Here is a 26,463-nt window from a genome sequence, read left to right as displayed (position 1 = left end):
CAATGAAGCTCCGGGTATTCGGTTAGTGTTCGATGATCCACATATCTTTTGAATAGTAATTATCCAGCGGGTCTGCGGCATAGCCACCCACGTGGGGCTTGACCATATGCTGGATTACATACTGGTAAATCGGTGCGATGGGCATATCTTCAGCGAGAATTTCTTCCGCCTTCGCGTAGTACTCCGCGCGTTTAGCCATGTCCATTTCTTTCGAGCTTTCCGCCAGAAGTGCGTCGTAGCTGGGGTTACTGTACTTGGCGTAGTTACTGCCGCCGTCGGTCAGTAACAGCTTAAGCATGGTGGAGGGCTCATTGTAATCGCCGATCCAGCCGGCGCGGGCGATATCGAAGTCGGTATTGGCGCGGGTGGAGAGATAGGTCTTCCACTCCTGGTTTTCCAGGGTGACGTCCACGTGTTCCAGGTTCTGCTTCCACATGGCACTGATGGCGACGGCCACTTTTTTGTGGTTGTCATTGGTGTTGTAAAGCACGCTGAATTTGAGCGGGTTCTCCGCGTTGTAGCCAGCTTCGGCCAGCAACGCCTTGGCCTTGGCGATACGATCGGCTTGAGCAAGCTGGCTCCAGGGCGTCGGTGGTGCATCAAACCCTTTGACCACGCCGGGGGTCAGGTGAAATGAAGGTTCTTCGCCACGGCCCATAACCTTGTGAGCCATGATGTCGCGGTCGATGGCGTAGGCCAGTGCCTTGCGCACGCGAGCATCGTCGAACGGTGGCCGTGTGTTATTGAACTCGTAGTAGTAGGTGCCGATATAGGGGGTGGTTTTCACTTCATTACCCCGCTCTTTTTTCAGGCGGTGGATATGCTCTATGGGAATGGAGTACGCGAAATCAATCTCACCGGCTTCATAGCGCTTTAGCTCCGCATTGGGCGAAGCAATCGGGAGGTTGCGCACCTTGTCCAGTTTTACATTCGCCGCATCCCAGTAGAGATCATTTTTTACGTACTCGATACGTTCATTTACCACCCACTCGGTGAGCTTAAAAGCACCGTTGCCCACGTAATTCCCTACCCGGGTCCATTGATCCCCGTGTTTCTCCACGGTGTCTTTGTGCACCGGTGAGGTAGAAGCGTGTACGAGCATGGCGACGAAATATGGTACCGGGGCTTCCAGGACGACCTTGAGAGTCTTTGGATCCAGCGCTTCTACACCGAGGTCCTCAGGTGGCTGCTTGCCTTCACTGATGGCCTGGGCGTTCTGGACCTTGGCGGCGGCGAGATACCAGGCATACTTCGATGCAGTAGCCGGATCGACGAGGCGGCGCCAGGAGTAGACGAAATCATTGGCGGTGACCGGGTCACCGTTACTCCATTTGGCGTTTTCGCGCAGTTTGAAGATGTAGGTCTGGTTGTCGGTGGTGTCCCAGCTCTCCGCGACCGCCGGGCGGACACCGCCGTCGGGTGCGGCGATCACCAGTGTCTCCAGAAGGTCGCGCACGAGTGCGGATTCAACGGTACCGGAAATCTTGTGTGGATCCAGGGATTCGGGCTCCGAGCCACCACCGCGTACCAGGGTCTGATCTGCGGCCAGCTTGGTGGGGTCGAGTGCTACGGCGGGAGTACTGGATCCAGTGCTGGAGTCAGAAGGACCACCACAGCCGGCAAGGGTGAACAGGGCTGCCAGTGCAGACCCCAGATACCAGGTACGGCGATGATTGGAAGATTGGTTGCGTCGCATCATTTATTACTCATTCGTTCTTTTGGAACTTGGATTATTGTGTGCTTGGCTCTGCGGGCGATCGGCCCGCCGATTAGAGTTTATACCGCATTTGTCGCGAAAAGTTCTGCTCGGGCGCTCAATTGTGATCCAGGCGCCCAAACACGCCGGAGGTGCAAAAATGCTGCCAACTCGCACCGGTAAAATAGAAGGAGCGTATGTTTCTACCCGCGGCCTGCGGCTACCGTTTCCTTAACCAGCGCGAGAATGTACGATGCAACATATCGCAAAACACCAGACATTTACACGCCATGCTCATTAGAAATAACAGAACCGGCCGTTCACTTTCGCTCACCCTCATACTAGCAGGCGCCCTGGGTGTTGGTTGTAGTGATGAAAACAACGAGGCGGAGGCTGGGAGCGACAGTCAGCCGACGTCTACCGAAAGCGCGCCTGATAAGGCCGAAACCGCTGCCAAACTGGCGTCACCGGCTGATGAGAGCACTGTGGACTACCGGGAGATCAAATGGGAGGAACTGATCCCCCAGGAGGATCTGGATGCCCTACTGAATCCGCCAGAATACTACGCAATGATTCCCGAGGGCTCCGATGAGGATGTATTCCCCACCGAAGAGCCTCTCACCATCGACGGTCCTGCCAGTGCCGAGATGGCGCGCTACCAGCAGGCGCTCCAGTCCGCCAAGATCAAGCCAGAGTTCGATCAACAGCAGGTACGCATTCCTGGCTTTGTGGTCCCCCTGGAGTTTGATGACGACCAGACCATTACCAGTTTCCTGCTCGTGCCCTACTTCGGCGCCTGTATGCACCTGCCTCCGCCACCGCCGAACCAGGTGATTTATGCAAAGTTCCCCGAAGGGTTCCAGGTGGAGTTTCTCTACGACCCGGTGTATATCGAGGGCGAGTTGCGCACGCTTCCGGAAGATACCGAGCGTGGCAACGCGGCGTACACGATAAATGTGGCACGGGTGTCTGCCTACGAAGAGTAATGGTTTACAGTGTCCGTGGGATCTGCGAAGAGTGGTGGTGCAGGATCGGATTGGGGTTGGCGAGGTCGATCACGTAGCTGAATCGTGCCTCGAAATTAAGCAGTTCACCGTCAACGGCGAAGCGCCAGTTGTAGATGCCCCCCAGGGTGTACTGGTCACTTTTCATTTCCTGAACGGTCAGGGTCTTTTCGTGGAGCGCAATGCTTAGTTCAGGGCGACTACCCAACTTTTCAAAGTAATCCCGCAGTTTTTCCGGCGTATTTAGTATGCGGTTTGAAAACGTTGGGATCAGCACGGCGTGCGGGTCATACAGGTTTAGCAGGCTCTCTACGTCTGCGCCATTAACGGCCTGCATCCACTGATCAAGAATATCCTTGGGGCTGTGTTTCTTCATTTAAGCTTCCTTAAAAATCATTGTCTGCTGTTCGCTATCCCTTGGCTTTCGGCCTGTGCCTGACTTGCTGACTCGCCCCTGAGGGCGGGCTTATCGCGAGAAGTTTCGGTTGTTTCCGGATTCTACGGGCATTATGATACGTTATATCGTTAACGTAAAAGCCTGGCGGATTGTGAGCCGGATGAGGATGGAATGCGCTCTCTCGATATTGCCGAAAACGTCGCTGGTGCGGCGGCCGCCTCTTGTCTCTTGCCACGGGTTACACCAGTCGGGGCCGGGGTTTCCCCTGCCGTAGCACCACACAATGATAAGGGCCAGTCAGTCCAGTCGGTCTCTCGCCGCGCGGTATTTACACCCACGCCAGATGCATTTGGGGATATCTACGAGGACGACGTGCACCTGTCGGTCTGGCAGCGCCAGCTCAGCCCGGCACTGACTGCAGAGTGTGAAGCCTTTCTGGATCAGAAAGGCTTCAACAGTCATCGCCTGGTGGTGCCAAAGGTAAAAATCCAAAACCTGGGCGACGTGATACCGGGTCTCGATGCGTTCCCGAATTTATGCGCGGATATCGAGCTGCTGGCCGATATGTTCACTTGCCTGTTTGATCTGAGCGCCATTGGCATCCGTCTGAGTGTGCTGAGCGACACCATGTGCCCGCGCTTTCATGTGGATCGGGTGCCCTGCCGCCTGATCACAACATATTCCGGTGTGGCGACTGAATGGTTGCCCCACGATCAGCTGGATCGCACCAAGCTGGGTGCCGGCAGCGGTGGGCTCAGCGATGCGGAAAGTGGCCTCTATCCCTTTACTCAATCCATTCAGTCACTGGCTGCTGGCGAGGTAGCACTACTGAAAGGCGAGCTGTGGGCGGGCAATGAAGGTGCGGGTCTCGTGCACCGATCCCCAGCCGTCGAGCCTGGCAGCCAGCGCCTGATTCTTACCTTTGACATTGCGTCTTCTGACGACTGATTCTGAACGATTTGTTTCAAGGACTGATAATGAAAAAAACCGCGATCTCGCTCGCACTGATGACCATTTCCGGGCTGGCCAATGCCCTATCCGGCCAGGTGACCGATGCCGCCGGCAACCCCATTAGCGGTGCGGCGGTAGAGGTGACGGGTACTCTGTTGCAAACCCGCACCGACGAACAGGGCCGTTTTTCGATCGACACGGCGAGCGGAGCAGCGAACGAACTGCATATTAACGCACCCGGTTACAGTCACCAGACCCTGCGTCTCGAGAATAGCGATGCGGCGCCATTGGTTATCACGCTGCGTCGCTCAGCAATCGAGCAGATTGATGTGACCGCAACGCCGTTGCACACCTCCACCATGGAATCTGCGCAGCCGGTAACCGTACTTGCCGGTGACAGTCTGCGCCGCAAGCAGGCGGCAACGCTGGGGGAAACCCTCAAGAACGAAGTCGGCGTGCATTCGACTTATTTCGGGCCTGTGGCCAGCAGCCCGGTTATTCGCGGACTGAGCGGCCCCCGCGTGCTGATCACCCAGAACAGCCTGGATGTGAGTGATGCGTCCCGCGTCGGTCCGGACCACGTGGTGGCCACAGAGGCGCTCACCGCAGAGCAAATCGAAATTCTGCGCGGGCCCGCCACGCTCTTCTATGGCTCCGGTGCCATTGGCGGTGTGGTCAACGTGGTTGATGACCGCGTACCCGCTTCCAGTGAGTCCAAGGGCGCCTTTCAGTTTGGGCACAGTACCGTAAACAGCGAGGAAGACGCTTCCTTTGCGTATACCGGGGGCGGCGAGCAGTTTGCGTTTCATGTGGACGGTTTTACGCGCAAGGGAGATAACTACGAAATTCCTGGCGCTGCTGAACTTGAGTCCGACCATGACCATGAAGAAGAGGCGCATGGAGAACACGAAGAGCACAGTGTTGGCATTCTGGAAAACAGTGCCTCGGACAGCAAAGGCTTCAACCTCGGCGGTAGTTGGTTGCTGGACAACGGTTTTATTGGTTTGGCGTATGGCCGTCTGGAGCGTGTAAATGGTATTCCTGGTCACAGCCATGCCCATGGGGACGACGAGCACGGCGAAGAGCTGCACGAGGAAGAATACGTAGAATCCGAGATGCACGCCCATGAGGAAGAAGCGGAAGTGCTCTCCGATCTGAAGCAGGACCGCTGGCAGCTGATCAGCGAACTGAGCCTGGATAACAACCTGTTGAGCGGCGTGAACACGCGCATCGGCTACACCGATTACGAACATGTTGAAATTGAGAACAACACCACTGGCACCTTGTTCCAGAACGAGACGGTGCAGGCCCGTGTGGATCTGTTGCTGCAGGAAATGTCCGGCTGGCGCGGTGCCGTCTCTATTGAAGGTAAGTCGAGCGACTTTGCCGCAGTTGGCGAAGAGGCTTTCACCTCGCCCAGTCGTACTGACACACTCGCGATTGCTCTGATGCAGGAAAAGCACATGGGAGATTTCCTGTGGCAGCTCGGCGCCCGTGTCGAAAAGGTCACCATCGAGGCCGATCCCATTGCCTGGGAGTCTCATGAGCATGAGCATGAGCATGAGCACGATGAAGAACACGAAGGGGAAGAGCACGAGCACGAGCACGAAGAGCGTGCGCTGCTGGAATTCGACGAGCTCGATTTCACACCTTACAGCGTGTCCGCAGGTGTGGTGTGGGATTTTGCCGCAGACTACAACGCCGGCTTATCTGTGACCCACGCTCAACGCGCACCCAGCGCGTCAGAGCTCTTCTCTTACGGACCACATATCGGCACCGGTAGCTTTGAGGTGGGTGCACTGTTTGACCTACACGTTACCGACGAACCCCTCTTCGATTACGGCAACGCTGTTGAAGAAGAGGTATCCAACAACCTCGATCTGAGCCTGCGGAAGCACTCCGGCGACATCGGCTGGGTGGTAAATCTGTTCTATAACCAGGTGGGCAACTTTTTCTACGAGCGCGACACCGGTTTCACCAGCGAAGATTTCGAGTCGCACGCTCATGAAGAGCATGACCATGATGAACATGCGCATGAAGAAGGTGAAGAGCACGAACATGCCCACGACCACGGCGCCCTGCCCGTGTATGTCTTCGAGCAGGCAGACAGCGTGCTCTACGGTATGGAAGCACAAATGGCGTGGCAGTTCTCCGAGCCCTTTACCCTGACCCTGTGGGGCGACAGCATCCGCGGCAAACTCAAGGATGGCGGTAATCTCCCGCGGATTCCTCCAGTACGTCTCGGTGGACAACTGGCCTACGCCCACAATGGCTGGGAAGCCGCTTTCGGTGCTTCCCACTATTTTGAGCAGGACAAAGTGGCGGATCTGGAAACGGCTACCGATGGCTATACCCTGGTGGACGCAGAGCTGGGCTATACCTTCGCTAGCAACTTCGGTGACATGACCGTATTCCTGAAAGGTCACAATCTCACCGACGAAGAAGCCCGTGTACACGCTTCCTTCCTGAAAGACCGCGCCCCGCTTCCGGGCCGTAGTTTCAGCCTTGGTATGCGCGGCACTTTCTGAACGATTAAATATTTCTCGAATTTGACCTGAGCCAAGGTCAGGGAAAAGGAAAAAGTAGTAATGAAACCAACAACAGCAGCGACACACAAGATCGCCATTGGTCTATCTGCAATGTGTACCATCCACTGCCTGGCGTTGCCGCTGGTACTGGCACTGGTGCCCAGCATGGCGGCGCTAGGCCTCGATAATGAGGCCTTCCACCTGTGGATGGTGCTGGCAGTTATACCCACCAGTGTGTACGCCCTGACCATGGGGTGTAAGCAACACAAGCGTTACCGCGTTGTTGTGCTGGGCGGAGCCGGCCTGGGATTACTCGCCACCGCGGTTCTTCTGGGTGAGTCTGCCGGAGAACTGGGTGAGAAGCTGCTGACGGTTGCCGGTGCCAGCCTGGTAGCATTTGGACACCTGTGGAATTACCGCCTGTGCCAGCAGCCCTCTGACTGCGCCTGCCCCACCTCCAGTAACGGTTAAGCGAGACAGGCGATGCTACGGGATTATTTTATCGCGCTCGAAACGCACCCCAAGGATGCCCCTCTGGCGCTACACGATGTGATCGAGCAGTTGGCATTTAATGAGCAGGGATTGATCCCGGTCATTACTCAGGATGCGCAGAGCAAAACGGTTCTGATGTTCGCCTGGATGAACAAAGAGTCCCTGCTTGCCACCATAGAGACCCAGCGCGTTACCTACTGGTCCCGGAGTCGCGAGCAGTTGTGGGTCAAGGGCGAGACCAGCGGCCATGTGCAATCCCTGGTTTCCATGGCCTTCGATTGTGATGGCGATGTGGTGCTCTGCCAGGTAGAGCAGCAAGGCGCCGCCTGCCATACTGGACGTCGGTCTTGTTTTTACCTGCAGGTCGATTCGGAGCAGCGAAAAATCTGGGTAACCGGAGATCCTGTATCCGTATGACCTCGACATTGATTAAGCATGCGCGATTGGTCAACGAAGGCGATGTGATCGATGCGGATGTTCGTATTGTCGGCGAACGGATCGCAAAAATTTGCGCGGAAATCGCCGCAACGCCCGGTGATCGCGTGATCGACGCAGGCGGCGCCTATCTGCTGCCGGGCATGATCGACGACCAGGTGCACTTTCGGGAGCCCGGCCTTACCCACAAAGGCACTATCGCCAGCGAATCCCGAGCAGCGGTTGCCGGCGGCATTACCAGCTATATGGAAATGCCAAATGTAAACCCCGCCACCACCACCATTGAAGCTCTCGAAGACAAGTACGCGATAGCTGCCACGAGTTCGGCCGCCAATTTCGCATTCTACCTGGGCGCTACAGAGGACAATCTCGAACAGATCAAGCGGCTCGATCCGGCCAGGCACAGTGGTGTAAAAGTCTTTATGGGTGCCTCTACGGGCGACCTTCTGGTAGAACACCCGGAGGCGCTCGATATGATTTTCCGTGAGTCGCCAGCGCTGATCGTTACCCACTGTGAAAGCAGCCCGATCATTCGTCAAAACCACGCGGCATTACGACGCTCTAAATCGGTGCTGACGATCGAAGATCACCCAACGCTACGTGATACCGATGCTTGTTTTGCGTCATCTTCCTACGCGGTTGATCTGGCGAAGAGATACGGTAGTCAATTACATGTATTGCATATCACCACGGAAAAGGAGTTGGCTCTTTTTGAGCCCGGGCCGGTTCAAGGCAAACAAATCACCGCAGAAGCCTGCGTACATCACTTGTGGTTTTCCGACGAGGATTACCCGCGTCTCGGCAACCTGATCAAATGTAACCCGTCCATCAAAAGCCAGCGCGATCGCGATGCTTTGATTCAGGCACTACATAGCAATCAGATCGACATTATTGCTACCGACCATGCGCCCCATACGTGGGAGGAAAAGCAGGTCGATTACGAACAGGCACCCGCAGGACTGCCCCTGGTGCAACATGCCCTGCTGACCTTGATGGACCACGTGAAACACGGACGTATGAGTTTGGCGCAGGTGGTCGAAAAAACGGCGCACAACCCGGCGATTCGCTATGGCGTGATTGGCCGAGGTTACCTCCGCGAAGGCTACTTTGCCGACCTGGTACTGGTCGATCCAGACACAGCTACCTCGGTATCCAACGGGAACACCTTATATCACTGCGGCTGGTCACCGTTTGCGGGACACGATTTTTCTTCGCAAATTGTTGGCACCTGGGTCAATGGCCGACAGGTCTACAGTAGGGATGGTATTGCCGCAGCTGAAATAGCCGCGATGCCCCTTTCTTTTGACCGCTGAGAACCCGTGCTTCAAACACCCATAGGTCAAGGGTGGCACACCAAGGCCCCTCAACACATCGTTGACGGGCTTAGAGTCTTTTGAATCTTCAGATTTAGGCAAGAGTTACATGCAGTTTACCGGATCCCTCCCCGATATCGCCAAAACCCAGATTGAAACGGGAGCCTACCCGTTGCAGTGGGTTGGCATGGAAGGTATCGCCGTTCCCCTTACTCTCTCTCTGGCTGGCGGCCAGGCGCAGGTGGTTGCCGCCACAGCGAATGTGTATGTCAGCCTCGACGATGCCGCCGAGAAAGGCATTCATATGTCGCGGCTACATGCGATCCTCAACGAGCTGGCCGCGACCAATTGTGACAAAGAGGGCCTGGATACACTTCTGGCGAAAATGGTCACTTCTCAATCGGGTATCAGTCAGAGCGCAAAGGTCGATCTGGCTTTCGACCTGCTGTTGCCCAAAGCTTCACTGTTAAGTAATCAGACCGGCTACCAGACCTATCGCGTAGAGATCAGCGGTCAATGTTGCAATGGTGTCTATGACTATGGGTTGCAGGTAACTATCCCCTATTCCAGTACCTGTCCCTGTTCCGCGGCACTTTCTCGACAACTGCTGGCTGAAGCGCTGGACAAATCGTTTACGAGCGATCAGGTAGAGAAGCAGGAGCTATTGACACGTGTACAGGCCGCGAGTGTCGCCACGCCCCATAGCCAGCGTTCCTACGCCTATTTGAACCTGACATTGGGCGACAATGGCTGGCCAACCCTGTCTTCACTCATTTTCAATTTCGAGGAAGTGATCGGGACGCCGGTTCAGACCATGGTCAAGCGCAGCGATGAACAGGAATTCGCGCGCCTGAACGCGAATAACCTGATGTTTTGCGAAGATGCGGCTCGAAAAATCAAAGCGGTACTGGAGCAGTCGACCTGGGTAAAAGACTACTGGTTCAAGGTTGAGCATCAGGAAAGCCTCCATGCGCACAACGCTGTAGTGATCGATCGAAAGGCTTGTATCGATTAATCCCCTCTAAATTATTTGAACTGTGCCACGAGTGCGGGTCAACAACCGAGAAGTGAAAGACCTATGTTCGATGCATTAAGACCATTCCACTAGAGAGCAAGACATGGAATCGGCGAGTTGCTGTAGCAATGAAAGGTGTTGCGCGCCGCAAGCACCCGTCACACGTTCCACACCCAAGGTTGGGCGCAATGACCCCTGCCCTTGTGGAAACGGCCGGAAGTTCAAGAAGTGCTGTGGAAAGAATATTTTGGGTTGAAACAAGCATTGACAAAAGAAGGAATTATTTTTGGAAGCCATATTTACTCCGCAGAACTATCAAGAGTGGCGGCATTGCATCACGGTCACCTGTGGTCTGGAACTGACAGAAGCCTTTATAAACAGCCGCATAACGTCACTGAAGAACGAGTCGGATTACATGACCAAGCGCTTCGTCGAGCTGTATGGTGAGGCGCGACGACAGCGCACACTCGAGTGGTTTGTGCGCGCGAGTGAAGAAATAAAGCACCCCAGCCTGTAAATCCAAAGTGCTGCTGGGCAACAAAACCCTAGCGCTTTTTACCCTATCTTATTTGGAGTCACTCCAATGACTACGCAATTACCAGTGACGGTATTATCCGGTTTTCTCGGCGCCGGAAAAACGACGCTGCTCAATCAGATCCTCAACAACCGCGCGGATATGCGCGTGGCGGTTATCGTGAACGACATGAGCGAAGTCAACATTGACGCAGCGCTCGTGAACAATGAGGTGCAGTTAAACCGCACTGAAGAAAAACTGGTGGAGATGAGCAACGGTTGTATTTGCTGCACTCTACGGGAAGATCTGCTGGTCGAGGTCACCAAGCTGGCGAAAGAAGGCCGTTTCGATTGCCTCGTCATCGAGTCCACCGGTATTTCTGAGCCCCTGCCGGTGGCTGAGACATTTACCTTCGCTGATGAAGATGGACAGAGCCTGTCTGAAGTTGCACGCCTGGATACCATGGTCACCGTGGTGGACGGCGCAAACTTCCTCAAGGACTATCACACAGCGGAGCCCCTGAAAGAAGCCGGTGAATACCTCAGCGACGAGGATGAGCGCAATGTGGCGGATTTGCTGGTGGATCAGATTGAGTTCTGTGACATCCTGTTGATCAGCAAGGTCGACCTCATAAGCAGCGATCAACTCGAGGAACTAAAGGCCGTCCTCCGGAGCCTCAACCCCCGCGCGGAAATTGTGCCGATGCAAAAAGGCAATGTGCCTATTGAAAAAGTATTGATGACCGGCAAGTTTGACTTCGAGCAGGCACAACAGGCACCGGGCTGGCTTAAAGAAATGCGTGGCGAGCATACGCCTGAAACCGAGGAATACGGTATCAGTAGCTTTGCCTACCGAGCGCGCCGCCCTTTCCACCCGCAGCGACTATTCGACTTTTTTAATGACCCCCAGTTGAGCGGACGCCTGTTGCGTTCAAAAGGTTATTTCTGGTTGGCCAGCCGCCCCCACTATGCGGGCACCTGGAGCCAGGCCGGCGGAATCGCCCAGCACGGTGCAGCCGGCTATTTCTGGGCGGCAGTACCACGGAATGAATGGCCGGAAAATACCGAACAGCAACAGTATATTCTCGAGAATTGGGAAGAGCCCTTTGGCGATCGCCGTCAGGAGCTGGTGTTTATTGGTCAGAACCTTCCTGAAGAATGGATAAGGGGGCGACTGGATGAGTGCCTGCTGAATGACCATGAGATGGACGCAGGTGAAATAGTCTGGCGTACCATGCCTGATCCGTTTCCTGCATGGGATTAATGCATCACTATTATGGTGATTCGCATCAAACGGTACCGGACATTTTAGTAGAAAGTAAAAGCAAGAAAGCGGGCCATTGGGCCCGCTTTTTACGTTCAATTCACGTCGCTTTTACATGCACTTCCAGCACACGTTAGCCTTCTGAATTGAGACCACGGCGCTCAAGCAGCGCTTCAGTGGTGGGTTCCTGGCCGCGGAATTTGACATAGGATTCCATCGGCGGACGGGAGTTTCCGGTTTCAAGGATATTCTTGCGGTACCAGTCTCCATTCTTACGCGTTAAACCACCGCGCTCTCTAATATACGCGAAGGCATCGGCGGCCAGAATTTCACTCCACATGTATGCGTAATAGCCGGCAGAATAGCCACCACCGATAGAATGGGCGAAATAGGTGGACTTGTAGCGTGGCGGTACTGCGGCCAAGTCAACACCATGCTTTTTCAGTGCCGCTGCCTCAAACTTTTCTACGTCTTGAAGTTCCGCGTCCGCTGGTAGTGCGTGCCACTCCATATCCAGCAAGGCTGCAGACATATACTCCAGAGTGTCGAAGCCCATATTGAAGTTTTTGGCTTTCTGCACCTTCTCCAGTAGCTCTGCCGGAATAGGTTTGCCGGTTTTGTAGTGGTAAGCGTAATTCTCCAGTACTTCCGGTAATCCGGCCCAGTCCTCCTCAAAGGTTGACGGGAACTCGACGAAATCGCGGGATACGCTGGTGCCAGCCAGGCTGGGGTAACGGACATTGGAGAACATGCCGTGGAGACCATGACCCAATTCGTGGAACATGGTAGTCACGTGGTCATAGCTCACCAGCGTGGGCTCGCCCTCCGGGCCTTTTGGAATGTTCATGACATTCACCACCACGGGCTTCTGCTCAAGCAGTCCGGACTGGCCAACAAAAGAACTCATCCAGGCGCCGCCACGTTTGCCATCACGGGCAAAGTAATCCGCATAGAAAATAGCCAGGCTTTTGCCGTCGTGATCAAACAGTTCGTATGCCTTCACATCGGGATGGTAGACCGGGAGATCCGGGCGCTCTTCGAAACGGATACCGTAGAGACGGTTCATGGTGTAGAACAGGCCGTCGTTCAGTACACGATTGAACTCAAAGTACTCACGTACTTCCTGTTCATTCAGGTCGTATTTATCCTGACGGACTTTTTCAGCGTAGTAAGCCCAATCCCAGGGCTGGGCCTCAAAGTCGCCGCCTTCACGCTCGATCATCGCCTGAATATCGGCCTGTTCGGCTTTCGTATTGGCGACAACTGCCGGAACCATGGAGTTGAGCATGTTAAGCACACTTTCTGGCTTTTCCGCCATAGTGTTGGTCAGCTGGTATTCTGCCCAATTGTCGTAGCCGAGCAGCTCGGCTTTCTGTGCGCGGATTTGAACCAGGCGCTGAACGATGGGGCGGTTATCCAGTTCACCGGAGGTACCGCGGTTTGCTGACGCTTCCCAGATACGTTGGCGGAGCTCCCGGTTGTTCAGAGAGGCGAGCACCGGTTGGCGGGTGGTATTGGTGATGCTGATCAGATATTTTCCGTCGTGGCCAGCGTCTTTCGCTGCTTCCGCAGCCGCTTTAATGGCGCTTTCGGAAAGCCCGTCCAGTTCGCTCTTATCGTCCACGACCACCGCTATTTCCTTGGTGATCTTAAGCAGGTTCTGGCTGAACTGGGTAGTAAGAGTGGAATGTTCTTCGTTTAGCGCACGAAGTTTCGCTTTTTCCTCCGCAGACAGCTTGGCACCGGCTTTCACGAAGTTATCGTAGTACACTTCCAGCAGGCGATCGGACTCGGGGTCCATCTCCAGAGCGACACGCTGATCGTACAGGGCAGAAACGCGCGCAAACAGATCATCGTTCAGGTATATGCTATCCCAGTGCGCGGCCAGCTTGGGAGCGAGTTTGCTTTGCAGCGCGCGACGGGCTTCATTGCTATCGGTGCCGGAGAGGTTAAAGAATACTCGAGAAACACGGGTCAGTAGCGCACCGGATTTCTCCATGGCGACAATCGTGTTCGCAAAGCTCGCTTTCTCGGAATTCTTGGCAATTGCATCAATTTCCTGCAAATGCTCACTCATTCCCTGTTCAAAAGCTGGCTCGAAATGCTCATCTTTAATCTTGCTGAAGTCTGGCGCCTGGTACTGCAGAGGACTTGCCTTGAGTAGCGGGTTGTTCTGGACGGCGGCAGCGGTGACGTCGCCCGCTACCTGCGCGTTTTCCGCACCCGTGACTTGCTTATCTTTGTTGGCAACTGACTCAGGTGACTCAGAACAGGCCGTGATTGCCACGATTGCGACCGCGAGCAGAGATTTACGCATGTGTTTCTCCGGTTTCGATGTTGTTGTAGAAGTCCAGCCAGCTTGAGCTGAAATTCAACGGGTAATGAGATGTATGTTCAGTACTCTAGGGATTGCCAGCTGCTGTTGCGATCAAATACCAGAGATCGCACCTTGCCCAGCCCCTCGACATTTACCTGATTGACCTGGTCCGGCCAATAGTCCTGCAGGGCATCAAAGGCGAACCAAAGAGCCGAGAAGTGCTCTGGACGTGGTAACTCCTGGTATACCCAGATAAATTTACCGTCAACTTCCTGACCGATTGTATCGAGCGTTAACGGTTCTCCTTCTGTCACGCCCATACGGAAGTGTCCGGTGACATAGCGTCCGAACTGCTCCTGGGCATCCTTGTTCTCGGTAAGGTAAACCTGTTTTCCCAGTAATTCACTTAACGCGTGTTCAGCATCATGCACATAAAACCGGTGCATGATTTCCACACTCTGGGTCTGCTCGTTAAACACAACCCTGGTGATTGCCGTTTTCATTTGATGGGCCTGCACACTGCAGGCCATCCATACAGCGAGTAAAACAAACAGAATCCGCATGGCGCCCTACTTCCTGATTACTTCTGGTGAAAACCCGGCTTGGGTTCTTCCTTTTTCGTTTTGGAGTCGTGCATGATGTCACGATAGACCGGGTCGGTGCGCTTCTCTTCCTTGTAGATCTGTAGGCGTGACTTGTTGATGCGGCGCGGAAAGTGGTTGTTGTCATTATTGACATCCGCAGTTTCCCAACGTGGGTCAACCACTACCTGAGCCAGAGCTTTATCCGTAACCACCAGTTTGGATACGGCAGCTGGCGAGCGACGCCAGATCTCTGCAGGGATGTAACGCTCTTCCACGCTGCCATCTTCAAAAGTGAGTTCCAGTAGAATCGGCATCACCAGACCGCCAAGGTTGGAGAAGTCCATGACGTAATAATTTTTGTCTTCGTCCAACGCGCGCTTCAGTGCATCACGCTCCCAGGGCTCCAGGTCTGCCAGCATCTGCGCGTATTCATTGCGTTCTTTGTTGGTGACGGTGAAGCGGTCATTTTCGTCGTAGAAGTCGCGGATGTCCTTGTTTCTTTCCAGCCAGGTTTTATTGCCGGCATCGCGCTCGCGTTTTTCGAACAGTGGCTGCGGTTTGTCGGCCTCCTCCTGACGGCGGCGCTCAAAGTCGATATCCGGGTTCAGGGTGTCGAGACGCAGTTGCCGCACATTATCGATACTGATATCTACGTGATCGGTGGTATAGAACCAGCCGCGCCAGAACCAGTCCAGATCTACACCGCTGGCCTCTTCCATAGTACGGAAGAAGTCAGCCGGTGTTGGGCGTTTATACTGCCAACGGGTGGAGTACTCCTTGAACGCGTAGTCAAACAGTTCACGGCCGAGGATGACCTCACGCAATATGTTGAGGGCCGCTGCAGGCTTGGTATAGGCATTCGGTCCCAGGCGCAGTACAGAGTCTGACTGGGTCATGATTGGTACCTGAATATCGGACTTCATATAGTCGACGATATCCCGGGGCTCTACCCCCCACGGCATTTCCGGATCCCACTCGCGACCGGCGACGCCGTCGAGGAAGCTGTTCAGGCCTTCATCCATCCAGGTCCACTGGCGCTCATCGGAGTTGACGATCATGGGGAAGTAGATGTGCCCGATCTCGTGAATCACTACACCGATCAGGAAGCGCTTTTCCGCCTGGGTCCAGGTGCGGCTGCCGTCTTCATGCAAAGTCGTGCGCGGGCCGTTAAAGGTGATCATGGGGTATTCCATGCCGCCCACAGGGCCATTTACGCTCTGTGCAACCGGATACGGGTAGTCGAACGAAAAGCGCGAGTAGACCTCCATGGTGTGGATCACGGACTCGGTAGAGTACTTTTTCCAGAGTTCACCGCCCTCTTTCGGGTAGAAAGACATTGCCATTACTTCTGGCATGACGTCTCCACCTTGCTGGTAGCCGCGGGCATCCCACATGAATTTGCGCGAAGAGGCCCAGGCAAAATCACGGACGTTGTCGGCTTTAAACTTCCAGGTTTTGGTTTTGCGCGTACCTGCTTTCTCGTTTTCCAGCGCTTCCTCTTCGGTGACGATAAACACCGGACGCTTGGCTTTGCGGGCTTTCTCCAGGCGATCGCGCTGGGTTGCGGTCAGCACGTCCTCGGGGTTCTGCAGGCTGCCAGTAGAAGACACGATATGATCGGCCGGTACGGTCAGGTTTACTTCGTAGTCGCCGAACTCAAGGGTAAATTCACCGCGGCCGAGGAATTCCTTGTTTGTCCAGGCTTCATAATCGGTATAGGCATGCAGGCGCGGGAACCACTGCGCTAGCAGGAAGATATCGTTGCCGCCGTCTCGGGCATCATCGGGAAAGTGTTCATACCCGGAACGTGCGGAAACCGCATCTTCTTCCAGGATATTGAATGCAAAATCCATGCTGAAGGTAACTTGTTCGCCTGGCTTCAGTGGTCGCGCCAGGTCCACACGCATGTTGGTGCCGACGATGGTGGAGCGCAGCTCGGTGCCACTGGCATCCTTTAAATTGCTGATCGTGTAGCCCACTTCATTATCGGCAAGCCATTGCTGTCGGCGCAGCTCACCAAAGGTAATCCCCGCCGGTGCCTCAGGGGACTCGGCGCGGGTGCCGGGGCTGCCGAATGTGACTGTAGTCTCGGCGATGGAGTCCGGGCGGAAGCGGTTCTGATCCAATTGGAACCACAGAAACTTGAGCGTATCGGGCGAGTTGTTGGTATAGGTGATGGTCTGGCTGGCGTTTAGGGCGCGCTTGTCTTCATTCAGGCGCACATCGATGCGGTAATCTACCTGTTGCTGCCAATAGGCGTGCCCCGGTTCTCCGCCGGCATTACGATACACGTTCGCGGTGGGGAGCAATTCGTCGAGCTGACGAAACTTATCGCCGGTCACGTTCAGAGGATCTGCGGCCTGCGTCAAGGCTGCTGGGGTGAGGGTGAAGAGCGCCGCGGAAAGGCGTGCGACAAGTTTGAGGCTCATTGGGTGGTTTCCGGCTATATCACATCGATGTTACATCATATCGATGTGTCGCCGAAGGGCAACCATGCAATATATTGTTTTATCGCAGAATCAAAGCGTTTCACCCCGGCAGGGTCGGAATGGTCGTTACTTTATCTTGCATATGGCCGCCCGGTCAAAATAAGAAACTGTTGGAAACCTTCACCACTCTATCGGGCACTATCGGAGACGTTTGTTCTGGATTCGAGCAAGGCCGCCTCGATGGCATCCCAGTCCAGCTGGTCGGCGTTGATCATCTCCACACGGCTTTCCAGAGTGTCATCCAGCTCCATAATGCTCAATACATCGTCCGCTTTGTTAAAGCCAAAAACGCCCTCCTCTGTGATAAATACCCCTTTGATGCGCTCACTCATTGAACCACTGATCAGCGAGAAGAGTTTTTCGTATACGAACACAACCGCAGGGTCAAAGCGCCAGCCACAGCTGTGATAACCCTCGCCGCTGTTTTCGGCCCTGCGGTACCCACATTTGGGCAACGGCTCGTCCTCCAATTCTGGCGGTGGAGAGTGATGATGATTTTCACCTTTGTCTGGGTGCTGGAAGGTACTCGCTGCCTCTAGCCAGTCGGGTTCTATTTTGCCCTGTACCACGGTCTGAAGTGGCTTATCGGAATCCCCTGGAAGAAACGTGAGATAGCGCCGCAGGTGCTCCAGCTCGTCCGCTTCATACAAATCGGACTTGTTGGCGACTATCAGGTCGGCCACTTCAATCTGCTGGCGGAAAGTCTCATTGCATAGATAACGCTCATCCATGATGTGGCGTGCATCAACCAGCGTCATCGTGGCGCGCAGGTCCAACACGTCGCTTCGAACCAGACTGGATAAGGATTCCAGTACTTCGCGTGGGTGTCCTAGCCCGGTGGGCTCGATCAATAACCGGTGTGGCCGCGCCTTTGTAAGTAACTGGTTTAGCGCTACCTGCATGGGTAACCCGGCAGCGCAACACATACAGCCACCGGGCACTTCGCGGATAAAGATTTCACCTTCTTGTTCCGAGCCAAACAGTGCGCCGTCTATACCCACTTCTCCAAACTCGTTGACCAGTACCGCCCAGCGTTCATTTTCTGGCCGGTTTGCGAGCAAATGTTGGATCGCCGTAGTTTTTCCCACACCAAGGAATCCGGTAATTACATTGGTCGGGACTTTTTGAATCAATTTAGGTGTCGGCACAGGTAGGGCTCCGTTGGGCACAATCGGCGCAAAGGCAGTCAAGCTCTAACTGAGAGGACTGCAATTGGAAACCGGCCTCTTTTACCGTATCGCGAAGGGCGGTGATGAGGTCGGACTTGATGGCGATCTCACTCACTTTATTGCAGCTACAACAGATTAGAAATTGAGGTGTTCCGTGATGGTGACTGCAGTTGATATGGGCACAGGCAAGAAATTTGTTTTCGGAATTGAGCTTGTGGGCGAGATTTTCGTTCGCCAGGAAATCCAGCATGCGGTAGACCGACATTGCGGGTATGGGTTCACCGTAATCCTGACTGTATTGATCCACTATATCGTAAGCCGACAAAGGCTTTTGTGATCGCAGCAGTACCGCGAGCACATTTTTACGTTTTGCAGTCAGGCGGGCCCCCGATGCCCGGCAAGCAGCTTCGGCAGCGCTCAAGGTTCGGTTGATCTGAGTAGGGTTCATCGGCTATTTCATTTGGAGCTTAGGGCTTTTTGCGGTAAGAGTGGTTGCCCCCTGCTTGGTGGCTGTCAGCCACTGCGCATTGATTGTATGAATTTCACGAAAACGCGAAAACAATACAACGTTGATAGTATCCAGTGCGGCTACATTATCGCACCGATAATGGTAAGCCGCGCGAAAGCTTGCATGTGTAGAGTGAATTTCATGCGCATCGGAATGATCCGTGTGGCCGGTATGGTGGGCGTGATGTTGGCCTGCATCTGTGTGTGGCGGCTTGACTTCTGCACTCTGCAACTGGCACTCAGTGCCTTCGAACTGCAATAGCTGGTTTGGTGCGGCAAGCTCTCCAGAAGCCACTGCCAGCGCCTGCTCTTGTTTCTGATTTTGCGGCACATGCTCAAACCCGACCAGGTTGGCGCCGGGAGATTCAAATTCAATATGAAGCTCGTTACCGTTCACAGCTATAGCGAGTTGCGCTTCGCCATGTACATGGGCGTCCTGTTGTGCACTAGCCACTATTGCCACCAATGCAAGAGGTAGAAGGAACAACTTTGGTTGATTGGTCACGGTAAAGAGCCTCACGGTGATAATGCCCTGTGTGGACCCGGAAAGTATCCGGGCAGTACAGACAGACCTATAGGTAAGAACACTGAGTTAAGAATACTTGCGCCATGCTTATGTTACACCATATCATCTGGTGACAAGTATAAGCAACAGCAGTGACGCTCACCCCTATGCCACAAATCTCCGAAGACGAACTTTTGAAAATGCCTGCGGAAGAGTACATGAATGACCAGCAGCTGGCGTTCTTCAGGCATCGATTGCAGTTACTTAAAGAGGAAACCCGCGCTGAAATTGATAGTGCCCGCGAGGCCATCGCTACCGCAGATCTGCATGCAGCGGATGAGCTCGATCGCGCGGTAGCGGAAGAGGAAAACCGTCAGTGCCTGCGGTTCACGGAGCGAAAATACCTTTTACTGCGCAAGATTCAGCGCTCTCTGGATAAAATCGATGACGGCAGTTATGGCTATTGTGAGGTCAGCGGCGACCCGATCGGGCTGAAAAGACTACTGCTGCGCCCCACGGCCGAGCTCTCCTTTGAGGAGAAATCCCGCCAGGAACAACAGGAGCGCAATTTCCGCAAACAGCGGTAAAATGCGGTCGCAGCTCATTACAGCCGCGACCCTGTGGGAATGCCGTTACCCCCATCAGTATCGTCTGTCGGTACCGCTTTCTATCGTTCCGGCTGCCGCGTCAGCGGCGCTTGGCCTGCTGGAGCAACTCAGCCAGCTCTGTGACATTGTCCACCACATAATCCGGTGCCGCAGCCAGTGGGTAGAGTGCCTTACCAGGGCGTGCGATAAAGGCGGTCTGCATGCCCGCAGCCTTCGCGCCAGCCACATCCCATCCGTGTGCAGCCACCATCAGCGCTTCGTCTGGCTGTACACCCAGCTGTGCCAATGCCCAGCGGTAAGCTCGTAAATCGGGCTTATAGATCTGGATATCTTCAATGCTGTAACGTGCCTGGAAAAAATGCGTCAAGCCGGCATTTTCAAACTGGGTCTTGACGCCGTTGTTGGAAGAATTTGTCAGGCTGACGAGTTTGAACCCCTGTTTATTCAAGGACTTCAGCCCCGGGACCACATCCGGATGGGGTGGCAGACTGAGCAGCGGTGTGACGATTGCGGTCTTCGCCTCCCCTTCCGAGAGCTCGATGCCATTATTTTTGGCGACCATCATCAGAGAGGCCACCCCAATCTTACCGAAGTCGTGATAATCACCGGTCACTGTGGTAACCAGCGAATTATGCAGCATGGTGGAAAACCACAGTGGCAGCAGCTCTGCTCGATTCTCCAGTGCCTTACCGACCGACGCGCGCATGGACTCCAGGTCCAGTAGTGTCTCGTTCACATCAAAGACGATGACTTTCGGCAGCTTCTTCGCTGCAGTGGATGGTTTATCCATACCTGAAACCTCCTGTGCGATAGCGGATGCTGAAAAAGTCACGAGCGTTACAATGGCAATCTTCTGTATTAATCGATAAATTTTCATAACGGTTACATTATTTGCTGTATTTGGTTTGACGCCGACGCTGGAGAAATCCTGCGGCGCCGTTTCGAATTAAATCCGTGTCGAGGGTTAAGCTTGATCACAGAGAGAGCGCCCAATCGGGCAGAATACCCAGTGCAAACGCCTCCAGTACTTTGTCCAGTCCCGTCAGCACCATTAGTCCAAGAACGAGTAGCAGTGCCCCCAGTATCTTTTTGCCACGGCCGGCATTGGTCATGATGTTCCCACGCCAGCGGTCCAACAGCTTGCCTGACACGTATGCGGCTGCCAGTAGCGCGGCCGCCGTGCCAATGCCAAAGGCGAACATGACCACGAACGCTAAGGGGATCTGTTGACCGACCGATGCCAGGGCGATGGCCGCGCCTAGCGTGGGCCCCACGCAGGGTAGCCATACCAGGCCCAATAGCGCCCCCACCAGAAACTGTCCCCCAGCACTCGTGTGGTCGCCACCGCCACTATTGCCGAAACGTCCGGTCAAGCGGGACAGTTGTCCGCTCAACCAATTCCCCAATTGCGGAAACAGTAGGGTCAGCGCCACCAGGATCAGCAGTACCGCAGCAAAGTTACGGTAGGCGACAGGATCCAGGCCAAGATTAATGAGGAGGAGCGTCAACACGGTGCCGGCCACGGCGAAGGCGGTTGCGAGCCCGAGCGCCATAAAAATGGGGCCAGTGCGGCCACCACTGGCTGCGGAGGTCATGACGACCGGGACCAGTGGCCACACGCATGGGGACAGAATGCCGACAATGCCGGCGATCAACGCCAAGGGTATGGCGGCCAGCTCAAGTCCCATCACATGTCGCCTTGTGCAGCGGCAATCGCCTTATCCAGCTCTCGAGCAATGACCTCAGGACGGGTCTCCGCCACACTGAACCATGTCTGCTCTTCGCCGGCAAAGAGAACCAGTGTGGACTGGCGCGGTGCGCGAAAATGGCGTACCCACTCCTTGTCTTGGTCGAAATCCACCACCAGTACATGAAACTGCTTATCGGGATTCTGCGCACGATATTGCTTCAGCACTTCCTGCTGCTTCGCGCAGGTTGGGCACCATTCGGCAAAAACATCCACCAGGACCACCTCTCCGGCGGCCTTCAGTTGGTTAAATCGTTGCTCGGAGAACGGCTCTTTCTCCTGGGCGAATACGCTTGCGGTGAGGCCCAGAAATAATATGAGGCCAGAAATGAGTGATTTCATTGGGTGTCCTTATTAAACGTGGTGAAAATTGATCGGATACAAACAGTGCTGAATGTAGCTTTATTTGAGCGGCCGCTCAAGTTTGAGTTCCGAGGGATGTGAACGCTTTATCGACAAATCCACTCAGTTGATCGTTGTCACAGAGGGGGAAAGGAGACTTACAGGGGGGCGTGTCTTGCGCGGACACTAGAGATACTGTTCACACCGTTCAGGAAACCGGATGTTGTTGCGCTGGAAATACTGACTGCGGAACAAATTACTCTCTATCACCGGCCCGGTAGACGCCGCGCGCAAAATTCGTTTCCAAGCCAAATCAGCTGCCGACGCAACGGGCATTTATTTTCTGGACGCTTGCCCGGCCCGTGCTGATGCCAAATGGCGGCATACCATTTCCATGCCATCCAGAAGACGAAAGGTATGTCGCTGGATGATATCGGGCGGGACGTGGTAAAGGTTGCCATTTTTTACCGCGCTCAAGCCCGGGTAAGCTTTCCAGTCATTCAGCCACTCCGGGCGAGCATCGCCCATGCCGCTGGCGATAATTACGTCAGGATCCCGTTTCAGTACCGATTCGATACTGATTTTGGGTGCCAGCACGACGGCATCGGCAAAGGCATTGTGGCCGCCGCAGGCTTCGATCACATCGCTGATCAGGTGGTCACCATTCAGCGTCTGCAGGGGATCGTTCCAGACCTGATACAACACGCTGATCTTTGCCTGGCTTTCGTGGGCCTGCCGTAAAGCGTGCAGGCGATCCAGCCACTGTTTCGTTGCCCGATCCGCGATTTCTCCGGTGCCTGTCAATTTCCCAAACAGGCGAACGTTGTGCGGAATATCCTCCAGCGTGCGGGATTCGGTGACGAACACATTGAAGCCAAGATCCCGTAGCTTCTGAATCATTTCATCACCGTTTCCAGAGCCCCAGGCAACAATGAGGTCCGGCTTGAGTGCCAGCAGCCTTTCATAGTTGATGGATTTGTAATTGCCGACTTGTGGTAACTGCCGTGCCGCCGCGGGGAAATCGCTGTGACTTATCACGCCGATCAGCCGGTCGCCCGCCCCGGCGCTGTAAAGGTTTTCTACGATGTGCGGTGCCAATGCCACGATACGTTGCGCGGGTTGGGGAAGCGCCAGCCAATGACCGCGCGCATCCAGGACTCGCACTGGCTGCCCGGCGATCGTGCTGGAGGTACACAGGGTCAATAGGAGTCCGATGGTACGCACCAGCCCTGAAGCGAGAGAAAATCTGTTTCGCTTGGTGGGTTTGTTTAGCTTATTGGACATGAGACCGACCCGAAACGTTATTCATTTGCTAAAACCAGCGGCTTACCGGTAATTGGATGTGCAACTACAGTTACCCCGTAACCATACAGCTTCGATAGGATCGCGGCGGTAAGCACCGTTTCTCCGTCCCCATAGGCCATACAGCGCCCCTCTTTCAGTGCGAGGATACGGTCACTGTAGCCACTGGCGAGAGCGAGGTCGTGCACCGTCATTATTACCGCTACGCCGCGACGGGCGAATGCTCGGACCGCTTTCATCATTTCGTACTGGTGGGCGATATCGAGGCTGGTAGCGGGTTCGTCGAGTAGCAGCAGTCGATCGCCAACGTCTTCGGCACACCAGATTTGCGCCATCACCCGGGCCAGTTGTAGGCGCTGCTGTTCGCCACCGGACAGTGTCGTGTACAACCGGGCAGCCAGATGCGTGACATCTAGGGCCGCCATGGCTTCCATACAGATTTCCTGATCTCGGGCGATACCGGTGGTGTGGGGATTGCGACTGAGTGCGACCAGCTCAAGGCCGGTAAATGCGAACGACAGCGGATTGTGCTGCGGCAAAACCGCTAGCTGGCTGGCCCGCGCCCTTGGTGAAAGGCGTTCAATGCTTGCGCCTTTAAAGTGGACCTGTCCACGCGTCAGCTGCGCTTCACCACAAATTGCCCGTAACAAGGTGGACTTGCCCGCGCCATTTGGGCCTATCACGCACACCAGTTCTCCGGCATTGATATCCAGGTCGACACCGCTGACCAGTTCCCGCTGGTCTGCACAGACCGTGACATTTTCTGCATGCAACAGGGCCATCAGAGCGACTCCCGGCTTTTTCGAAGCAGTGACACAAAGAACGGGACTCCGATAAGCGCCGTTATCAGACCGACTGGAATTTCCACTGGCGCGATGATGGAGCGCGCGAGGGTATCGGATATGAGCAACAGGCTCGCACCGGCAAGGGCGGAAAGTGGCAGCAGTTGCCTGTGATCCGGCCCTACCCACAATCGCACCATATGCGGGACCACCAGGCCGACAAATGCGATGCTGCCGGCAACCGCCACCGAGGTGCCGACACCGGCCGCAGCGAGCACAATCAACCAGGTTTTGGTTTGCTCCACATCCACTCCGAGGTGCCGCGCCTGGGATTCTCCCAGTAACAGCACATTGAGAGACGCGCCGAAACGCACCATGGTGGCAACCAGCCCGCAAAGAATCAGCAACATCAGGAATGCGCGGGGATAACTGGCTGCGTCCAGACCGCCCATGCGCCACAGGCTGATACGGCGCAGCATTTCATTATCGGCAAAATACTCCATCAGCCCGGTAAGGCTGGCAGAAAACGCGGTAACCGCGATCCCCATCAATAGCATGGTGGCTACCGAGGTGCCGGTTACTCCTTTGGCAACGTGATAGACCAGCGCCACGGCCACCAGCCCACCGCAGAATGCGGCAACGGACACTACCGGTAAACTTCCAAACGCCGATGCCACTTGCGCGCCCAGAAGAATCGCCAGGCTCGCGCCGAAGGACGCACCCGCGGTGACGCCGATCAGTGATGGATCCGCCAGGGGGTTTCTAAAAAGCCCCTGCAACATGGCGCCGCAGATGGCCAGCACCGCGCCCACTGCGGCCGCGAGTAAGGCGCGCGGCAGGCGGATTGCCTGGACAATATCCGATGCCAGCCCTGCTTCACCAAACCCCGTCAGCGCACCGATTACCTGTGCAAATGACAGGGAAACAGCACCAATTGCCAGGGCAGTTATAAAACTCAACCCGAGCAAGCCGGGCAGAAACCACCTGGCGAATTTGAGACTGCGACGGCGAGCGAGAGTCATCGGCCCTCCTCAAATTGCTCTAGCCAATCGCGATTCATGTGCTCGCCGATGGTGTCCGCAAGCCGGTTCAGTTGTTGTTCCCGGTGCGCGTGTAGATCGAGTGTATTGGTGCCTTGGAGGCCGGCCCAATTAAGGAGTACCTGTTGCGCTGCGGGCGTGTCGAAAAGTCCGTGGACATAGGTTGCCAGTACCTGTCCATCACTGCTGATCGCACCGTCCGGACGAGATTCGCCGTCTTCTGAAACCAACTGTACTGCAGGCTGCTCCAGTGCCGGCCCTTCGCTGATTCCGCAGTGGATCTCATAGCCTTGCAGCGACACTTCAGAATGCGAGCCGTCGATGGAGAGAAGCCCGCTCACGTTTTTCAGTGCCTTTTCTGGCATCAAGGTGGTTGCGAAATCCAGGTAACCGAGCCCCGCTTCGCTGCCCGGCTCCTCTTCAATACCTTCGGGGTCATGCACGGCTGTGCCGAGCATTTGCAGCCCACCGCAAATTCCGAGTAACTTGCCTCCGTAGCGGAGATGCCTGTCCAGCTGCTGTGGCCAGTTGTTTTCCTTCAGGTGCGCGAGATCGGCGCGCACATTTTTACTGCCGGGAAGTATGATCAGATCGCAGGCAGGAACCGGCTCGCGAACACTGACAAATTCAAGGTCCACGTCCGGATGCAATCGCAATGCATCGAAATCTGTATGGTTGCTGATGCGTGGCAGCACCGGCACGATAACTTTAAGTTTGCCCGAGGTACTTACCTGCTGCGTGCTGATGGCATCTTCCGCATCGAGATAGAGGTCGTGTAAATAAGGCAGTACACCGAGTACCGGTTTGCCGGTGTAGTCTTCCAGCCAATCAAGGCCGGACTCCAATAGTTTGATATCGCCGCGAAACCGGTTGATGACGAAGCCAATAACCCGGTTGCGTTCGGATTCGGAGAGTAATTCGAGGGTGCCAACGAGATGGGCAAAGACGCCGCCGCGGTCGATATCGGCGATCAATATCACCGGGCAGTCTACCGCTTCGGCAAAGCCCATATTGGCAATATCATTTTCCCGCAGATTGATTTCCGCCGGGCTGCCAGCGCCTTCCACCAGAATCAAGTCATGCTCGTTGTGCAGGCGGTTGAAGGAGTCGAGTACGGCAGCCTGTGCGGTGGCTTTGTAGTGGTGGTAATCCAGCGCCTGCATATTGCCGATTGCCCTGCCCTGAATAATCACCTGGGCACCGGTATCGGAGGCGGGTTTTAGCAGTACCGGATTCATATCCGTGTGGGGTTCGACATTGCATGCCAGTGCCTGCAGCGCCTGGGCGCGACCTATTTCACCACCATCGGCAGTCACCGCACTGTTCAGAGCCATATTTTGTGGTTTGTACGGCGCCGCGCGTACACCGCGCCGAACAAAGTAACGGCCGAGCGCCGCGACCAGGGTACTTTTACCGGCATCGGACGTGGTGCCCTGAACCATCAATACTGACATGGTGGTCCG

Annotated in this window: 26 protein-coding genes; 11 read left to right on the top strand and 15 right to left on the bottom strand. The window is 55.1% G+C overall.

Annotated elements, in window-relative coordinates; genetic code table 11:
* Positions 1-22 precede the first annotated feature (22 nt).
* Positions 23-1,699, bottom strand: coding sequence for an ABC transporter substrate-binding protein (locus tag AU11_RS02905; protein WP_231491493.1), 1,677 nt, complete (start codon positions 1,697-1,699; stop codon positions 23-25).
* A gap of 287 nt (positions 1,700-1,986) precedes the next feature.
* Between AU11_RS02905 and AU11_RS02900 the strand changes: the two genes are divergently transcribed.
* Positions 1,987-2,682: a DUF3299 domain-containing protein gene (locus AU11_RS02900; RefSeq protein WP_081847897.1), complete on the top strand. Its 696-nt coding sequence runs from the start codon at positions 1,987-1,989 to the stop codon at positions 2,680-2,682.
* A gap of 4 nt (positions 2,683-2,686) precedes the next feature.
* Here AU11_RS02900 and AU11_RS02895 read toward each other — a convergent pair whose 3' ends face one another.
* Positions 2,687-3,076 carry a nuclear transport factor 2 family protein gene (locus AU11_RS02895; protein WP_043316307.1) on the bottom strand — a complete coding sequence of 130 codons (390 nt, stop codon included), beginning with the start codon at positions 3,074-3,076 and terminating at the stop codon, positions 2,687-2,689.
* A gap of 192 nt (positions 3,077-3,268) precedes the next feature.
* Here AU11_RS02895 and AU11_RS02890 point away from each other — a divergent pair, with 192 nt between their 5' ends.
* The 9 genes from AU11_RS02890 (at position 3,269) to zigA (ending at position 11,608) form a co-directional block, all read left to right on the top strand.
* On the top strand, positions 3,269-4,045 hold the full coding sequence (locus AU11_RS02890; RefSeq protein ID WP_081847896.1) for a DUF1826 domain-containing protein: 777 nt from the start codon (positions 3,269-3,271) through the stop codon (positions 4,043-4,045).
* A gap of 29 nt (positions 4,046-4,074) precedes the next feature.
* The gene (locus tag AU11_RS02885) at positions 4,075-6,576 is read left to right on the top strand and encodes a TonB-dependent receptor (protein ID WP_043316305.1); all 2,502 of its coding nucleotides are present in this window, start codon (positions 4,075-4,077) and stop codon (positions 6,574-6,576) included.
* Between the two features lie 60 nt (positions 6,577-6,636).
* Positions 6,637-7,047: a MerC domain-containing protein gene (locus AU11_RS02880; protein ID WP_043316303.1), complete on the top strand. Its 411-nt coding sequence runs from the start codon at positions 6,637-6,639 to the stop codon at positions 7,045-7,047.
* Between the two features lie 12 nt (positions 7,048-7,059).
* Entirely contained in the window at positions 7,060-7,485 is a 426-nt protein-coding gene (gene hisI / locus AU11_RS02875; RefSeq protein WP_043316301.1) for a phosphoribosyl-AMP cyclohydrolase, read from the top strand.
* On the top strand, positions 7,482-8,816 hold the full coding sequence (locus tag AU11_RS02870; protein ID WP_043316299.1) for a dihydroorotase: 1,335 nt from the start codon (positions 7,482-7,484) through the stop codon (positions 8,814-8,816). The genes hisI and AU11_RS02870 overlap by 4 nt, the downstream gene beginning before the upstream one ends.
* A gap of 109 nt (positions 8,817-8,925) precedes the next feature.
* Positions 8,926-9,831 carry a GTP cyclohydrolase FolE2 gene (folE2, locus tag AU11_RS02865; protein ID WP_043316297.1) on the top strand — a complete coding sequence of 302 codons (906 nt, stop codon included), beginning with the start codon at positions 8,926-8,928 and terminating at the stop codon, positions 9,829-9,831.
* Between the two features lie 103 nt (positions 9,832-9,934).
* The gene (locus tag AU11_RS18655) at positions 9,935-10,087 is read left to right on the top strand and encodes an SEC-C metal-binding domain-containing protein (protein ID WP_081847895.1); all 153 of its coding nucleotides are present in this window, start codon (positions 9,935-9,937) and stop codon (positions 10,085-10,087) included.
* Positions 10,088-10,117: 30 nt separating this feature from the next.
* Positions 10,118-10,348 carry a hypothetical protein gene (locus tag AU11_RS02860; RefSeq protein ID WP_043316295.1) on the top strand — a complete coding sequence of 77 codons (231 nt, stop codon included), beginning with the start codon at positions 10,118-10,120 and terminating at the stop codon, positions 10,346-10,348.
* A gap of 66 nt (positions 10,349-10,414) precedes the next feature.
* Positions 10,415-11,608: a zinc metallochaperone GTPase ZigA gene (zigA, locus tag AU11_RS02855; RefSeq protein ID WP_043316293.1), complete on the top strand. Its 1,194-nt coding sequence runs from the start codon at positions 10,415-10,417 to the stop codon at positions 11,606-11,608.
* A 133-nt stretch (positions 11,609-11,741) separates the two neighbouring features.
* Here the strand turns inward: zigA and AU11_RS02850 are convergent, their stop codons facing one another.
* The 6 genes from AU11_RS02850 to AU11_RS02825 all read right to left on the bottom strand — a co-directional run bounded on the left by AU11_RS02850 (position 11,742) and on the right by AU11_RS02825 (position 19,179).
* Complete coding sequence (locus AU11_RS02850) at positions 11,742-13,925, bottom strand: M3 family metallopeptidase (RefSeq protein WP_043316291.1); 2,184 nt, start codon at positions 13,923-13,925, stop codon at positions 11,742-11,744.
* Between the two features lie 77 nt (positions 13,926-14,002).
* Entirely contained in the window at positions 14,003-14,488 is a 486-nt protein-coding gene (locus tag AU11_RS02845) for a DUF6702 family protein (protein ID WP_043316289.1), read from the bottom strand.
* Positions 14,489-14,505: 17 nt separating this feature from the next.
* Positions 14,506-16,938, bottom strand: coding sequence for a M1 family metallopeptidase (locus AU11_RS02840; RefSeq protein WP_043316286.1), 2,433 nt, complete (start codon positions 16,936-16,938; stop codon positions 14,506-14,508).
* 188 nt (positions 16,939-17,126) lie between these two features.
* Positions 17,127-18,146: a GTP-binding protein gene (locus AU11_RS02835; RefSeq protein ID WP_043316284.1), complete on the bottom strand. Its 1,020-nt coding sequence runs from the start codon at positions 18,144-18,146 to the stop codon at positions 17,127-17,129.
* The gene (locus AU11_RS02830; protein ID WP_043316282.1) at positions 18,133-18,615 is read right to left on the bottom strand and encodes a Fur family transcriptional regulator; all 483 of its coding nucleotides are present in this window, start codon (positions 18,613-18,615) and stop codon (positions 18,133-18,135) included. The genes AU11_RS02835 and AU11_RS02830 overlap by 14 nt, the downstream gene beginning before the upstream one ends.
* A gap of 3 nt (positions 18,616-18,618) precedes the next feature.
* Positions 18,619-19,179: a DUF2796 domain-containing protein gene (locus tag AU11_RS02825; protein WP_197023745.1), complete on the bottom strand. Its 561-nt coding sequence runs from the start codon at positions 19,177-19,179 to the stop codon at positions 18,619-18,621.
* A 167-nt stretch (positions 19,180-19,346) separates the two neighbouring features.
* Here AU11_RS02825 and AU11_RS02820 point away from each other — a divergent pair, with 167 nt between their 5' ends.
* Positions 19,347-19,766, top strand: a complete 420-nt coding sequence (locus tag AU11_RS02820; protein WP_231491483.1) for a TraR/DksA C4-type zinc finger protein — start codon at positions 19,347-19,349, stop codon at positions 19,764-19,766.
* A 100-nt stretch (positions 19,767-19,866) separates the two neighbouring features.
* Here AU11_RS02820 and AU11_RS02815 read toward each other — a convergent pair whose 3' ends face one another.
* From AU11_RS02815 to AU11_RS02785, 7 genes are all read right to left on the bottom strand, one after another.
* Positions 19,867-20,577 carry a haloacid dehalogenase type II gene (locus AU11_RS02815; protein ID WP_043316279.1) on the bottom strand — a complete coding sequence of 237 codons (711 nt, stop codon included), beginning with the start codon at positions 20,575-20,577 and terminating at the stop codon, positions 19,867-19,869.
* Positions 20,578-20,761: 184 nt separating this feature from the next.
* Positions 20,762-21,475, bottom strand: coding sequence for a cytochrome c biogenesis CcdA family protein (locus AU11_RS02810; protein WP_043316277.1), 714 nt, complete (start codon positions 21,473-21,475; stop codon positions 20,762-20,764).
* Positions 21,475-21,876, bottom strand: coding sequence for a thioredoxin family protein (locus tag AU11_RS02805; protein WP_043316275.1), 402 nt, complete (start codon positions 21,874-21,876; stop codon positions 21,475-21,477). The genes AU11_RS02810 and AU11_RS02805 overlap by 1 nt, the downstream gene beginning before the upstream one ends.
* Before the next feature lie 336 nt (positions 21,877-22,212).
* Positions 22,213-23,160 carry a cobalamin-binding protein gene (locus AU11_RS02800; protein WP_081847892.1) on the bottom strand — a complete coding sequence of 316 codons (948 nt, stop codon included), beginning with the start codon at positions 23,158-23,160 and terminating at the stop codon, positions 22,213-22,215.
* Between the two features lie 17 nt (positions 23,161-23,177).
* Positions 23,178-23,960 carry a heme ABC transporter ATP-binding protein gene (locus AU11_RS02795; RefSeq protein WP_051686894.1) on the bottom strand — a complete coding sequence of 261 codons (783 nt, stop codon included), beginning with the start codon at positions 23,958-23,960 and terminating at the stop codon, positions 23,178-23,180.
* Positions 23,960-24,982 (bottom strand): iron ABC transporter permease, encoded by a 1,023-nt coding sequence (locus tag AU11_RS02790; RefSeq protein ID WP_051686893.1) that lies wholly within the window; start codon positions 24,980-24,982, stop codon positions 23,960-23,962. Before AU11_RS02790 ends, AU11_RS02795 begins: the two co-directional genes overlap by 1 nt.
* Positions 24,979-26,454 carry a cobyric acid synthase gene (locus tag AU11_RS02785; protein WP_043316273.1) on the bottom strand — a complete coding sequence of 492 codons (1,476 nt, stop codon included), beginning with the start codon at positions 26,452-26,454 and terminating at the stop codon, positions 24,979-24,981. Before AU11_RS02785 ends, AU11_RS02790 begins: the two co-directional genes overlap by 4 nt.
* Between the last annotated feature and the right edge of the window lie 9 nt (positions 26,455-26,463).

Origin of the sequence: Microbulbifer sp. HZ11, from assembly GCF_000708675.1 — a bacterium.
Lineage (GTDB): Bacteria > Pseudomonadota > Gammaproteobacteria > Pseudomonadales > Cellvibrionaceae > Microbulbifer.
The sequence above is the reverse complement of the archived record's forward strand: the minus strand, read 5'-3'. Positions and strand labels throughout refer to the sequence as shown.

Bases quoted from the DNA above. Each gene is read 5' to 3' on its own strand.
- AU11_RS02840 (WP_043316286.1), bottom strand. From the start codon at position 16,938: ATGAGCCTCAAACTTGTCGCACGCCTTTCCGCGGCGCTCTTCACCCTC.
- hisI (WP_043316301.1), top strand. From the start codon at position 7,060: ATGCTACGGGATTATTTTATCGCGCTCGAAACGCACCCCAAGGATGCC.
- AU11_RS02805 (WP_043316275.1), bottom strand. From the start codon at position 21,876: ATGAAATCACTCATTTCTGGCCTCATATTATTTCTGGGCCTCACCGCA.
- AU11_RS02815 (WP_043316279.1), bottom strand. From the start codon at position 20,577: ATGGATAAACCATCCACTGCAGCGAAGAAGCTGCCGAAAGTCATCGTC.
- AU11_RS02885 (WP_043316305.1), top strand. From the start codon at position 4,075: ATGAAAAAAACCGCGATCTCGCTCGCACTGATGACCATTTCCGGGCTG.
- AU11_RS02850 (WP_043316291.1), bottom strand. From the start codon at position 13,925: ATGCGTAAATCTCTGCTCGCGGTCGCAATCGTGGCAATCACGGCCTGT.
- AU11_RS18655 (WP_081847895.1), top strand. From the start codon at position 9,935: ATGGAATCGGCGAGTTGCTGTAGCAATGAAAGGTGTTGCGCGCCGCAA.
- folE2 (WP_043316297.1), top strand. From the start codon at position 8,926: ATGCAGTTTACCGGATCCCTCCCCGATATCGCCAAAACCCAGATTGAA.
- AU11_RS02830 (WP_043316282.1), bottom strand. From the start codon at position 18,615: ATGAACCCTACTCAGATCAACCGAACCTTGAGCGCTGCCGAAGCTGCT.
- AU11_RS02800 (WP_081847892.1), bottom strand. From the start codon at position 23,160: ATGTCCAATAAGCTAAACAAACCCACCAAGCGAAACAGATTTTCTCTC.
- AU11_RS02895 (WP_043316307.1), bottom strand. From the start codon at position 3,076: ATGAAGAAACACAGCCCCAAGGATATTCTTGATCAGTGGATGCAGGCC.
- AU11_RS02845 (WP_043316289.1), bottom strand. From the start codon at position 14,488: ATGCGGATTCTGTTTGTTTTACTCGCTGTATGGATGGCCTGCAGTGTG.
- AU11_RS02880 (WP_043316303.1), top strand. From the start codon at position 6,637: ATGAAACCAACAACAGCAGCGACACACAAGATCGCCATTGGTCTATCT.
- zigA (WP_043316293.1), top strand. From the start codon at position 10,415: ATGACTACGCAATTACCAGTGACGGTATTATCCGGTTTTCTCGGCGCC.
- AU11_RS02905 (WP_231491493.1), bottom strand. From the start codon at position 1,699: ATGATGCGACGCAACCAATCTTCCAATCATCGCCGTACCTGGTATCTG.
- AU11_RS02900 (WP_081847897.1), top strand. From the start codon at position 1,987: ATGCTCATTAGAAATAACAGAACCGGCCGTTCACTTTCGCTCACCCTC.
- AU11_RS02820 (WP_231491483.1), top strand. From the start codon at position 19,347: ATGCCACAAATCTCCGAAGACGAACTTTTGAAAATGCCTGCGGAAGAG.
- AU11_RS02785 (WP_043316273.1), bottom strand. From the start codon at position 26,454: ATGTCAGTATTGATGGTTCAGGGCACCACGTCCGATGCCGGTAAAAGT.
- AU11_RS02795 (WP_051686894.1), bottom strand. From the start codon at position 23,960: ATGGCCCTGTTGCATGCAGAAAATGTCACGGTCTGTGCAGACCAGCGG.
- AU11_RS02790 (WP_051686893.1), bottom strand. From the start codon at position 24,982: ATGACTCTCGCTCGCCGTCGCAGTCTCAAATTCGCCAGGTGGTTTCTG.
- AU11_RS02890 (WP_081847896.1), top strand. From the start codon at position 3,269: ATGCGCTCTCTCGATATTGCCGAAAACGTCGCTGGTGCGGCGGCCGCC.
- AU11_RS02810 (WP_043316277.1), bottom strand. From the start codon at position 21,475: ATGGGACTTGAGCTGGCCGCCATACCCTTGGCGTTGATCGCCGGCATT.
- AU11_RS02870 (WP_043316299.1), top strand. From the start codon at position 7,482: ATGACCTCGACATTGATTAAGCATGCGCGATTGGTCAACGAAGGCGAT.